The sequence below is a fragment of the Streptosporangium sp. NPDC001681 genome, assembly GCF_040298085.1.
GTDB lineage: Bacteria > Actinomycetota > Actinomycetes > Streptosporangiales > Streptosporangiaceae > Streptosporangium.
This window is the reverse complement of sequence record NZ_JBEOZN010000113.1, coordinates 21,371-32,905: the sequence shown is the minus strand read 5'-3', so window position 1 is coordinate 32,905 and position 11,535 is coordinate 21,371. Positions and strand designations below refer to the sequence as shown.

Sequence of the window (11,535 nt, the reverse complement as noted above, 5' to 3'; positions counted from 1 at the left end):
CAAAGCCCAGGTTGCGGCAACCATGCCTGACCTGGGCTTTTTCGTGTCCGTGAGGGTGGTGGAGCCTAGGAGATTCGAACTCCTGACATCCTGCTCGCAAAGCAAGACGGGGGGGCGAGACCATTGGGACATACCCGCTCCCACCTGTGCATACGGTCCACAGTGATCCGTCGTCGTCCAGCCTCGTCCAAGGTCGTTGTCACTCGGCGAGGCGGTGGCGGCAGCCTGGAGACGCGTCTGGGGTCGGAAACGTGCAGGATCTCAGCCGTCTAGCGTTGCTTGAGGCGGAGTGCTTCTTTGCGGACCTCGACCTGGAGAGACTGCTCGCGCTCCAGCCACGCCGGGTTCTCCGCTTTCAGCGCATCGATCTCAGCGGTGGTGAGCGGTCCGGTGATCCCACCTCTGATCAGGCCGGCAATGGAGATCCTGAGCTTCGCGGCGATGACCTGCTTGGTGTGCGGGCCGTTGCGGCGCAGGTCAGCGAGCCAGGCGGGTGGCGTCGACTGCAACTCGTTCAGCTCGTCCCTGGAGACGACACTCGCCTGGAACTCGGCGGGAGTGGCCGAGAGGGGGACACCCAGCTTCTTGGCCGCGGTCGCGGGCTTCATTGTCTGGATGGTCTTCGGTTTGGGCGAGGTCATGGCGTCAAGAGTAGTCAGCCGGAACAGGTTCCCTTGACATCAGTACCCTGAGGAAGTGACTGATGAAGAGACCGGCAGGATGTTTCGGCTGGCGTACGTGCCCGGGGTGACACCCGCGAAATGGGTCAACGTCTGGACCGAGAGAATGCCCGGCGTGCCGATTACCCTGGCCGCGGTCCCCGCCGCCGAGGTGGTGGGACTGCTGCGGAATGGCGGCGCCGACGCCGGATTCGTCAGGCTGCCGGTCGACCGGGACGGGCTCAGCGTGATTCCTCTCTACGTGGAGACCACGGTGGTCATGGTGCCCAAGGACCACGTGATAGTCGCCGCCGACGAGGTGGCCATCGCCGACCTTGTCGACGACGAGGTGTTCCATCCTCTGGACGACACCATCGAGTGGACGGTCCGGCCCGGGCTGCCCGCGTTCACCCGCCCGGCCACAACGGCGGACGCGGTCGAGCTGGTAGCGGCCGGCACTGGGATTCTCCTGGTTCCGCTGTCGCTGGCACGCCTCCACCACCGCAGGGATCTCACTTACCGGCCGGTGCCGGACGCGCCGCAGTCTCAGGTCGCGCTGGCCTGGCCCACGGACGCGACCACTGACCTGGTGGAAGATTTCATCGGCATCGTCCGCGGCCGGACGGTGAACAGCTCGCGGGGTCGTACCCCCGCCTCCCCTGCGGAGAAACCGGCACAGCGGCAGGCACAAAAACCCGCACAGAATGGCTCCGGTCGCCGGGCCGTGCCGGCCGGCCGTAAAAAGAAGGGCTACCGGCCTCGGTGACCTGCAGGCAGATGCGCCGATCATCTCTGGTACAGAAGAAGTGTTTTTGCCGGTGGAGCCCAGGAGATTCGAACTCCTGACTTCCTGCTCGCAAAGCCGCAAGTCGATCTCGCTTCACCGGCGCCAGCGCGCCTCAGCGTACCGATCACGCTCCCCGTGACCTCCCACTGTTCCCCCATGTTTTCCGCCCTATCGGGCACGCCAGGAATGGCGTTCGGCCGAGGTTGCGTTCACCGGCGTCACCGAAGGCGCCTGCCGCCACTTCACCGGCCCGCCTTATATAGGCGCTGTTCAGGGTTTCCTGGACCGAGTTCGGCGGCTCGGCCACGATGAGGGCATGACGGAGAACGGGCCAGCGCAGCCACCGACGGCGGGTGGAGGAGCAGGTTTGCGCCCGAACTGGGCGGCGATGAGCGCTCTGGCGGGTGCGGTGGCCGCCGTGGTCGCGCTGGTCGCCTACCTGATGCCGCCGGCCCCGCCTCCGCAGCCCCCGTCCGACCCGGTGGTCACCACCTCGGCTCCGCGGCCGTCGTCACCGGATCCGGTCACCACCCGGCCCGCACCGCCCGCCCCGAGCCCACCTCCCGAGTCCAGCGCGCCCCAGCCACCGGAGCCAAGCCCCACGCGAGCGGTGCCGGTTGTCTCCCCGCTGGTGTCAGCGGTCCGGCCCGGGGGCTGCGACGAGACGGCGACGGCGCTGACCGCATACCGCCAGAACGCCGGGACCACCCGCAGCAGCCAGGCGGTCGCGGCTCGCCAGACCTACCTCGACCTGATGGGCGCGGTCCTCGACGCGCAAGGAGCGGTGGGGGCGACGATCAGTCGACTGGCCGCCGAATTCCAGGAGCTGAACTTCCGGCTGACCGGCATGACCGGCGGCGATCCCAACCAGGTGATCGCGGATATCAACACGGACCTCGCCGAGCTCAAGAGGCTGTGCGGATCCGGCTGACCTGACGACACGTCACAGCCAGACTGGCGCGCGGCGGCTGCGGAGCAGCGGGGGCCGCTGGGTCCGCGCTTGAGCGCCGTTCCCGCGTGCTCATCGCCTCCGCCGGCGCACACCCGACATCGCTGCCCCGGCCGGCGGCGCACTTCGCGGCCTTCCCGATCAACATCCCGCTAGGGGCGATGGCTGCCGACTGCTGCCCCGGACCTTCGATCGCCCCCAACCACGAGCGGTGGCCGGCCACCCCATGGCGATCGTCGTGCTGTACCTGGCGGCGACGCGTCCGAAGTTCGTACCCGGTCCGGTCGCTGTGGCCCAGGCGCGGCGCTGTCATTGACCTGACTCATCTACTCGGACATCGTGAAGGTCGGCAATCTCAGTCGGAAGGGACGCATGCATGTTCGGCCTGAGCTGGTTTGAGGTTTTGCTCTTTGTGCTAATCGTGATCGCCATCGTTCTTGTGGTAAGAGCCCGACGACGATAGCGGGAGGCGGCGCGGCCAGGGCCGAGTCTTTGGGTCCGATCGGCGGATGCTGCGTACGGTGCCGCCCCGGAGTCCTGTCGCACGTCGGGACCGGCGCCCACGCCGCATGCCCGGCGGGCGGTGCAGGCGCAGGGGCGGGCGCGGCGCTCAGCGCCGCCACCCCTTGGTCCGCCCAAGTCCCGGGCTGGCCGGCGGATCATCGGCATTCCCTCGGCGATAGTCCCGGCGCTCTCCGATCACCTGGCGGAGTTCGTGGTCACCGGGCCTTTCCCGGCAAGCGGGGAGGGTTCCTGCGGGGCAACAACTTCCGGCATGAGGCCAGGTGGGCGGACGCACTCAAGGAGATGGGCGTCAAGGGCCTGCACCTCCACGACCTGCGGCACACCGGTAACACGCTGGCCGCGCAGTCGGGGGCGAGCCTGGCCAACCTCAAGACGCGGATGGGGCACGACAGCGACCGGGCCGCACTGATCTACCAGCACGCCACGCGGGACGCCGATCAGAGGACCGCCGACGCGCTGAGCGCACGGGTGGAAGCCGAACAGAAGAACGACGACGGCGAAACGACCTGAGGGAGGGCTAATGGCCCGGATGCCGCACACCAAGACCCGTTGAGAAGTGTTCTGGCTGGTGGAGCCTAGGAGATTCGAACTCCTGACATCCTGCTCGCAAACGGGAGCCAGTCACGACGTAGAGGGCTCCTTGCCTTGATCACGCAGCAGATACGGACCGGTGGCGTGTGATCGTGTGAGGCGGGGTTGCTGTATCCCGCTGCCGTACAGCACCCCGGCAGATGACCAGCCCGCTCATCCGGTGGCAAGGGGATCCGTACCGCAGTGCCGCCAGGCCCAAGGAACGGAAGCCCCGCGACAGTCAGGATCTTGGCGCGTAGGGGCTGAGCATCCGCGCTGCGGCTTATGGTTTCAGGCTTACTGCTGAAGCGCTTCTATAAGCGTGGCTGCACCCTCTGTGGACTGTTGAGGACGCAGCCGTGCAGGTGTGAAGGCCGCTCAGTGTGGGTTGGCGGTGGGCTGGGGCGCGACGATGAGCCTTACCGTGTTCTTTTCATGGCCGCCCAACACCTCGTGTATGTACCAGGTGTCGGGAACATCTTCCGCCTGGAGGGGGAGCTCGGTCACATCCAAGCCAGAGCCGTCACGAGGAGAGGGCTCAGGAGGAGCCTGGTAGTAGCGCGAGACGGTGGCATGCCGCTGCTGAAGCATGAGCTTGACCTCACCTACCGTCCTGTTCGCCAGCTCCATTCCTTCCAGAATCTCGCCGCGAGCGGTCGGATCTCCCGAGATCTCATACCGTTCACCAGGCCGAGCAGCCCGCCCAAAAGTGACCTCGAAAGGGCTGCGCAGACCGACAGGAATACTCACTCCGGCCAGGCACCACATCTTGCCGCAGTCGGCCCCTTCGATTTTCTTGATTCTAGGGCTTCTATTTCCATCCTTGATTTCGAATCCGTCGCTGTGGAACACCACCATCCTTTGGGGAGATGAGATGGAGACCATCGCGCCGACGAGGCTGGGCGATGCGGGTTCCATCTTCAATTCGACGTTCAGGCCATGTGCCGCGAAGTCCTGCCGATATCGCTCGGGGTCGGCATCCGGTTCCACGATCCTGACGTCGATGTAGTCACCATTCTTGGTGAAAGCCAACGCTTTGGCCGGCCCCAGAGTCATAGGACCAATTTCGTCGGGATGCATGACGACCGCTGCTCCCACCAGGAGGGCGGTGATGGGAATGAGGGTGAGCCACCTCCCCCAGGACCAGCGTGGTTTGATCGCCCGAGGTGCCCGTGCCGTGTCAGCGATAACGCTCTGGAGGGTGGCGGACAGCACCAGGGGATCCGCTCGGACATGACTGGCGGGGTCATGCGTCTGGAGCGTGGTCATCAACTGCTTGAGATCATTGGTCATACGGCATTCCCCTGGCAGGAAGGCTGGCGAGCAGCGACGGATTGTGGCTCTTCTCCGAGCAAGCGTCGTAGTCGTTTTCGTACGCGATGCAGTCGCATGGCAGCTGTCGGCCGGGAGCAGCCCACAACCTTCGCAGCCCCGCGGAGGTCGAGTCCTTCCCAAGACATCAAGAGCACCAGTTCCCGATCGTCTTCGCTCAGACTGTTCAGCGCGGCCAGTGCCGCTTGTCGGGCGACGACCGTGGTGGCGTGGTCTGCTTCGACACCGTGGTGCTTCAGGCCCTCACTCGATGGACCGGCGAGTTCATCTCGCCGGTTGTCTCGTCTGATCAGATTCAGCGTGAGATTCCGAGCGGTCGCGTACAGCCAGGGCAGCGGTTGTTCTCGGGGGAATCGCTCGTACTTCTCCCAGGCAATCTTGAACGTCTCGGCGGTTATGTCTGGAGCTTCCGCAGGACCAACCCGTCGCCAGGCGTACCGCAGAACCGACTCGTAATGGTCCTGGAACATGCGGGTGAAGCTTTCTTCATCACTCACACGCGGCCTCTCCTCCACCGTTTCGGTGCGTGTCGTGTCATCTACCTGGTAGATGTCGCGCAGCCGTCAGGTATCACCCATCGGTGACCAAACGCCCTACTGTGAGAGAGGTCATAGCCGCTTCCTCGCATGGCTCTGGGGAGGTCGGCGTGTACAACTCGTAGCCGGTTTGGAACGCGCCTCACTTGTCTCGCTATCCATCACGGCGGTTCAAGCGCGTGGGCGGCGCGGCCGCGACCGGCCGGAGAGCCGCAGCGCGGCCAGCGACCGCCCGGCGCGCGCAGGCCGCCGCAGGCGGACTGCCTTGACGACTTAGCCTCATCGGAGGTCCCATCTCCTGGGACTGGACAGTGGCTAGTTGCTCTTGAACCAATAGTACGAATGACGATATATATCAGGTATGGCGCTACGCGAGCAGAGCTACCTGATCCTGCTGGCCCTGTCCCAAGGCCCGCTCCATGGCTACGGGGTGATCAAAGCGGTGCGGGAGCTGTCCGAAGAGCGTGTACGCCTTGGCGCGGGCACCCTTTACGGTGCTCTGGATCGGCTGGCTGGCGATGGACTGGTGATCGTGGTCAAGGAGGAGGTCGTTTCCGGCCGTCATCGCCGTTACTACGACCTCACCGGACACGGTCGTCAGGTGCTGGCCGAGGAGACCGCCCGCCTGACGCGCCTGGCCGCTACCGCTCAGCGTCGCTTGAGCCTCCAGCCCGGGATGGGGATGTGACGAGTTCCGACGCCGCCTCCACCTACGAGCGTCGCTGCCGGTTGCTGATGCGCCTGGCCTACCCGCCCCGTTTCCGGGAGTTCCGCGGCGCTGAACTCCTGAGCACCCTGATGGACCTGGCCGAGCCAGGACAGAGCAGCCCGACCTTGCGTGACGGCCTGGACGTGCTCCGTAGCGGGCTCATGTTGCGCCTGCGCGAGCGCCCGCCGGTAGGGCACTGGCTTCTCTACCGGCTGTTTGGCATCCAGGTGCCCTGGGAGTATCGCTGGTGGGCCAGAGACGATATCCAAGGCCAGTTCTTCTACGAGCGGCATATAGCCTCCACCATGCTCTGGACGAGCCTGTGCAGCACGTTGACCCAGTTGCTTACGTCGCACGTGACCCATCTGTTTTTCTTAAGCCAACTGGGAGCATCTGTAGTTGTCTACCTTGTTCTACTGCCGGCCAAGGACCGATTCAAACGTAGGTGGCTAGCCAGACACGAATTTCACCCTGACGGCACCTCCTACGTTCCGATTCCACCGGAAGTCCACCCTGGCGGCAGGGCACACGAGCCCAAACCGGACGATGTCCAGAGAATAAAAAGACTAGGCCCGTAAAACGCTCAACGCCGCCTTCTATCACTGCCGCATCCATATTGAGTTTTTGGTGTTCCCACGCTGAGTGGCGGAGACACCGAGCGAGCATACGTTTTTCAGATCGTCAGGGCGATGCCATTGTCGGCTAGTTCTTCGGGGGTGAACACCGCGCTCACATCATCGGCCAGTTCGGCGCTGCAGCCGATCTCGTAGCGGTTGGCGGGGGCCTTGACCTCGGTGATCTCGATCGGGTGGCCGTTCTGGTCGGCCATGGTGCGGCGGATGATGAGGATGGCTTTGGATATCGGGATGGTTGCCGGGGGCGGCCAGGTCGGGCCTGCTCTGGTGGCTGATGAGGATGACCTGACGCTCGGGCATGGGGCGGACGAAGGAGCCGCGTCCGCGCATGACGTAGGCCAAGTCCCGGGGTGGGAGCACACCGAGTACGCCGTCTACGTGTGGCGGTCGGTGCGGCAGAGCGGCGACACCAAGACCGTCAAGTCTCGCCGGACCCTCAAGCTGCCACAGCGTTGCGTCGAGGCGCTTCGCAAGCTCTGGGAGAACGACGGGCTCACCAGCGGGACCACCGACCACGGCGGAACCGGCAGGCTGGTGTTCTGCACGAAGAACGGGACCGCGCTAAGCGCCGGCAACGTCCGGCGGGACTTCCGGAAGATCCTCAAAGACGCCGGGCTGGTCGACACGGAGTGGACGCCCCGGGAGATGCGGCACAGCTTTGTCTCGCTGCTCTCGGACTCCGGCGTTCCCATCGAGCACATCTCCCGGCTGGTCGGCCTACCGGCATGCCCACACTCTGGAGATACTCGCCGCGCTGCTGCTGAGGAAGGCCGGACTGGCGAGAGCCGTCAAGCCTACGTGCGAGCGGCCGAGGTGTTCGAGACGATCCGTGACACCGACGCGAGTAGTCGCTCGCTCGCGATGCAGGTGAGCGTAGAAAGCCCGGCAGCCGGTGGACACGGGCGAGGGTGTCCACCGGACCTCCTGCAAGCCGTTCGCTCAGCCGCCGGCAGCCGCCTTCTTGATCAGCGCGGCGACGGCCTCCGGCCGGGAGACGTAGATGGCATGGCTGCCGACGGCTTCCACCACTGTGGCGCCCGCACGCTCGGACATAGCCCGCTGAGCCGGTGGCGGGATCATCCGGTCGTCGGTGGCGACCAGGTACCAGCTGGGCTTGGTGCGCCAGGCGGGTTCGGTGACGGTGCCGCCGAGCGCGCCGATGCCCCACGGCACCTGCGAGTCGGCGAGGAACTCAGCCTGCGAGGCCGGTAGGTCGCCCGCGAAGGAGGCGTGGAACTTGTCCCGGTCGAGAAAGAGGAACCCGTTGACCGGGGGCAGGATCGGTGGCACCGGCGCGCCCGGCAGCGGGTCGGCGATGAGCGTGTTCACGGACTCGCCCTTGTCGGGCGCGAACGCGGCGATGTAGACCAGCGCCGACACCCGCGGGTGGTTACCGGCCTCGCTGATAACCGCGCCACCGTAGGAGTGTCCGACGAGCACGGTGGGACCGTCCTGGCGGTCCAGGATCAGCCGGGTGGCCTCAGCGTCCCCGTCCAGCGTCAGCGTGGGGTTCTGGACGATGCTGACCCGGTAGCCGTCCCGCTTGAGCAGGTCATAGACGGGCTGCCAGCCCGACCCGTCGACGAAACCACCGTGCACGAGCACAACGTTGGCCGCAGTGGAACTCATGATGCTTCCTCCTCGCGTACTGGTGTGATGCAGACGTGAAGGACAGTAGGCAGCCGTAGGCCATGCTCGATTGCGTCAAATGACTGGCGCCTTCAGGGGATCGCGGGCGGCGGCGCCTCGTCGTCGAGGCCGGCCAGCGCGTCGCGCAGGGCGGCGCGTGAGGTGATGCCGAGCTTCGGGAAGAGCTGATAGAGGTGGGTCCCAACGGTCCGGGGCGACAGGAAGAGCCGTTCGCCGATCTGCTTGTTGGTCAACCCGGCGGCTGCGAGTTCGGCGATCTCACGCTGCTGCGGGGTGAGGGATCCCGGACCAGTGGGGGCGAGGTGGCCGATGCTTTGCCCGGTCGCGCGCAGCTCACTCGCGGCCCGTTGGGCCCATGGCCGGGCCTCCAGCCGCTGGAATGCGTACAGGGCATTGGTGAGGTGCCGACGGGCCTCGATAGCCGCTTTGTTACGCCGTAGCTTCTCTCCGTAGGCGAGGGCGATACGTGCGCGATCGAACGGCCAGTGCTCGCCGTCGACCACGGAAAGCGCCCGCTCGAACAGGATGACCGCGTCCTCGTCGCCCGCCACCAAGGCAGCCGCGGCGTCCACGGTCATGGCCAGCCGCGGCGACAGCACGGCAACCTCGCAGGCCCGTACCGCCTCGACGTGCGCGACCGCTTCCGCCGTTCGCCCAGTGCGCACCGCCGCCTCGACGACATCCATGATCACCCACAACGCGTGCGGCACATGGCTGGCCAGCTCGCCGGCGGCCGTGATCGTCATCGCGTGCCGGTAGGCCTCCTCGAAATCCCCGCGGCCCAGCGCGTCGAGTATCAGAGCCTGGGCCGCGATACGCCGCACCAGCCCGGCCCGCCGCGGCGTCGCCCACACCGTCATCCGATCGGTCAGCGCCTTGGTGGCCTCATAGTCGCCACGGGCAGCGGTCAGCATCGCCAACAGGTACAGCCCCAGGCATTCCAGCAGCCGATAGTTGTGCAGCCGGCACAGCTCGACGTGCTCCTCGGCCAGAGCCCGCAGCTCATCCCACTCACCGGTGATGAGTTGATCCAGCCCGAGCAACGACCGGGCGTGCAGGGTCAGCGTCACTGCGGCGCCATCACGATGGTCGCGCAGGATGCGCCACAAGGCGGTCCGGCACAAGGTCAGCCGATCCACGAACATCGCGGCCAGCCCCACACGGACGCTCCAGACCGGGTCACCGTGCTCACCCAGATCGGCGATCGCCGCCTCGATCCGGGCGAGCAGCGTGGACGCCGTACGGGCCGGATCGGCGAAGGTACCCACCAATAGGGTGAGCAGCTCCGGAACCGGCGCGGCAAGCTGAGCGAACGCCGCGTGGAACGGCGTCCACAGCTCAGCTCGCCCGCCGAAGTAGCAGACCCAGCCCAGGGTGTAGAACGCTTCGACGAGCGTGTCGTCCTCGCTGTCGTAGGGCGTGGGCTGCATCTCAATAGCGCCAACCAGCAGCCGGTGCGCGGTGTCGACGTCTCCCTCGCCGCTGAGCAGCAGGTGATGGGCGGCCGCGACGGCTGAGACCAGCGATCGGGCGCTCCCGCTCTCGCCCTGCAGAGCGTCGGCAAGCAGGCGCGGCACCTCCCGCAGGTCGCCGGTCATCACCGCCCCGAAGTACGCCGCCTGGGCGAGCCGACGGCTCCGGTCGGCGCCGACCGGGCTGAGATCGGCAGCCCGCAGCAGCGCGGTGACCGAACCGGCCGCGTCGCCGCGTGCGCGGACCGTGTGAGCCGCCTTCTCCAGCAGCTGCGCCACCCGCTCGTCCGTACCGACCGTGGCGTGGGCCAGATGCCAGGCTCTGCGCTCCGGACTGTCCGACTGCCGCTCGGCGAGCATCGCGTGCGCCCGCATCCGTTCCTCCGCTGTGGACAGGTTGACGACCGCCGAACGCGTCAACGGATGCCGGAACCTCACCCGGCCGGCCCCCTCTTCAACGGAGACCAGCCCCGCCCGCTCGGCCGGGGCCAGCGCCGTCGCGTCGGCGCCGAGCGCCGCCAGCGCGCGCAGGCTGCCCGTGCCGTCCAGCACCAGCAGCAGCAGCACCTGTCGTGCCGACAACGGCAGCCCGCTGATCCGCGACTCGAACGCCGCTTGGAGACGGCCGCTCAACGGCAGCACCTCCGGCAGACGCGCGACACCGGATCGTTGCCGGCCCGACAGCGTGAGGGGAAGCTCAAGCAAAGCCAGCGGGTTCCCCTGCGCCTCCGCCAGGAGACGTCGCCGCACCGCGGGCACGAGCGCGGGGAACCAGTGCGCCGCCAGCGCGTCCGCGGCCTCGTCCGCAAGCGGCCGCACCTCGTGATCGGGCAGGCCGGCACGGTCGAAGAAGCTTTCGTCGCCGGACCGGTAGGCGGCCAGGAAACCGACCCGCCTGCCCGCCACCCGGCGGGCGACGATCGCCAGGACCATGGCGCTGGCCCGATCGAGCCACGGCAGGTCGTCGACGACCACCAGCATGGGCCGGGTCACCGCCGCGTGGGACAAGAGCGCCAAGGCCGCGTTCGCGATCACCAGCAGGCCCGGCGGGGAACCGCCTCGAAGACCCAGCGCAACGCCGAGCGCCCTGCGGTGTACCGGGTTCAACGCGTCGAGATCGCCCACCAGTGGATACAAGGCCTGATGGAGCGTGGAGAAGCTGTGAGCCGCCTCGAACTGCGTGCCTGATGCCCGCAAGACGTGCGTACCGGCTGCCTCGGCGTACGCGCTCGCCGCGTCCAGCAGCACCGTCTTTCCGACACCGAGCTCGCCGAACAACAGCAGCGCTCCGCCATCATGCCGGGCGCGCTCCACCAAGGAGCGGAGTACGCGGAGATCGCCGTCGCGCCCGAATAGACCAACATTGCCGGCGGCGTCGCCGACCATCTTGGGTCGGTCGGCTGGCGAATCGGCCACCTAGGCTCCTCTATCTACCCGGAATGGCACAGCCCGGCGCTTCATCATCTTATGGGACCAGCAGGCGACACGAACTAAATCATCCCGATTTGGGGCATACGACATGCGCTTACCGGCACCCCCAATTGACCGTCCTCATGAAGCGCACCAACCGTTGCCCAAGTCACCTCTTCATAGGTGATCACTTATGAAGAGGTGACTCGTCCCCGTGATCGTTTTGGCCGGTTGGGCTGCGAACCACTGCAGGAGGAAGCGCAGTGCCTCATGGGATGGCGAATTGGGGTCTGCGGTGTAG

The 11,535-nt window shown here is 66.7% G+C and carries 11 protein-coding genes and 1 pseudogene; 6 read left to right on the top strand and 6 right to left on the bottom strand.

The window, feature by feature from the left end:
* Positions 1-269: 269 nt before the first annotated feature.
* Complete coding sequence (locus ABT130_RS36420; protein WP_350963403.1) at positions 270-641, bottom strand: DUF5997 family protein; 372 nt, start codon at positions 639-641, stop codon at positions 270-272.
* 55 nt (positions 642-696) lie between these two features.
* Here ABT130_RS36420 and ABT130_RS36415 point away from each other — a divergent pair, with 55 nt between their 5' ends.
* The 3 genes from ABT130_RS36415 to ABT130_RS47865 all read left to right on the top strand — a co-directional run bounded on the left by ABT130_RS36415 (position 697) and on the right by ABT130_RS47865 (position 3,430).
* Positions 697-1,425, top strand: coding sequence for a LysR family substrate-binding domain-containing protein (locus ABT130_RS36415; RefSeq protein WP_350913859.1), 729 nt, complete (start codon positions 697-699; stop codon positions 1,423-1,425).
* Between the two features lie 388 nt (positions 1,426-1,813).
* Positions 1,814-2,377, top strand: a complete 564-nt coding sequence (locus ABT130_RS36410) for a hypothetical protein (protein ID WP_350913857.1) — start codon at positions 1,814-1,816, stop codon at positions 2,375-2,377.
* A 510-nt stretch (positions 2,378-2,887) separates the two neighbouring features.
* Complete coding sequence (locus tag ABT130_RS47865) at positions 2,888-3,430, top strand: tyrosine-type recombinase/integrase (RefSeq protein ID WP_451935925.1); 543 nt, start codon at positions 2,888-2,890, stop codon at positions 3,428-3,430.
* 438 nt (positions 3,431-3,868) lie between these two features.
* Here the strand turns inward: ABT130_RS47865 and ABT130_RS36400 are convergent, their stop codons facing one another.
* Together ABT130_RS36400 and ABT130_RS36395 are read right to left on the bottom strand one after the other, a co-directional pair.
* On the bottom strand, positions 3,869-4,783 hold the full coding sequence (locus ABT130_RS36400) for a hypothetical protein (RefSeq protein WP_350963399.1): 915 nt from the start codon (positions 4,781-4,783) through the stop codon (positions 3,869-3,871).
* A complete protein-coding gene (locus tag ABT130_RS36395) occupies positions 4,780-5,319 on the bottom strand; it encodes an RNA polymerase sigma factor (protein ID WP_350913850.1) in 540 nt (179 codons plus the stop codon). The genes ABT130_RS36400 and ABT130_RS36395 overlap by 4 nt, the downstream gene beginning before the upstream one ends.
* A 400-nt stretch (positions 5,320-5,719) precedes the next feature.
* Here ABT130_RS36395 and ABT130_RS36390 point away from each other — a divergent pair, with 400 nt between their 5' ends.
* Together ABT130_RS36390 and ABT130_RS36385 are read left to right on the top strand one after the other, a co-directional pair.
* Complete coding sequence (locus ABT130_RS36390) at positions 5,720-6,046, top strand: PadR family transcriptional regulator (protein WP_350963396.1); 327 nt, start codon at positions 5,720-5,722, stop codon at positions 6,044-6,046.
* Entirely contained in the window at positions 6,043-6,645 is a 603-nt protein-coding gene (locus ABT130_RS36385) for a hypothetical protein (protein WP_350963394.1), read from the top strand. The genes ABT130_RS36390 and ABT130_RS36385 overlap by 4 nt, the downstream gene beginning before the upstream one ends.
* Positions 6,646-6,740: 95 nt before the next feature.
* Here the strand turns inward: ABT130_RS36385 and ABT130_RS36380 are convergent, their stop codons facing one another.
* Positions 6,741-6,896, bottom strand: coding sequence for a hypothetical protein (locus ABT130_RS36380; RefSeq protein WP_350963391.1), 156 nt, complete (start codon positions 6,894-6,896; stop codon positions 6,741-6,743).
* Between ABT130_RS36380 and ABT130_RS36375 the strand changes: the two are divergent.
* Positions 6,895-7,407: pseudogene (locus ABT130_RS36375) on the top strand (tyrosine-type recombinase/integrase); the annotation flags it as partial. The gene ABT130_RS36380 and the pseudogene ABT130_RS36375 sit on opposite strands and share 2 nt — an antisense overlap.
* A gap of 234 nt (positions 7,408-7,641) precedes the next feature.
* Here the strand turns inward: ABT130_RS36375 and ABT130_RS36370 are convergent.
* Entirely contained in the window at positions 7,642-8,331 is a 690-nt protein-coding gene (locus tag ABT130_RS36370; RefSeq protein ID WP_350963389.1) for an alpha/beta fold hydrolase, read from the bottom strand.
* Between the two features lie 92 nt (positions 8,332-8,423).
* On the bottom strand, positions 8,424-11,240 hold the full coding sequence (locus ABT130_RS36365) for a helix-turn-helix transcriptional regulator (protein ID WP_350963387.1): 2,817 nt from the start codon (positions 11,238-11,240) through the stop codon (positions 8,424-8,426).
* Positions 11,241-11,535: the final 295 nt, after the last annotated feature.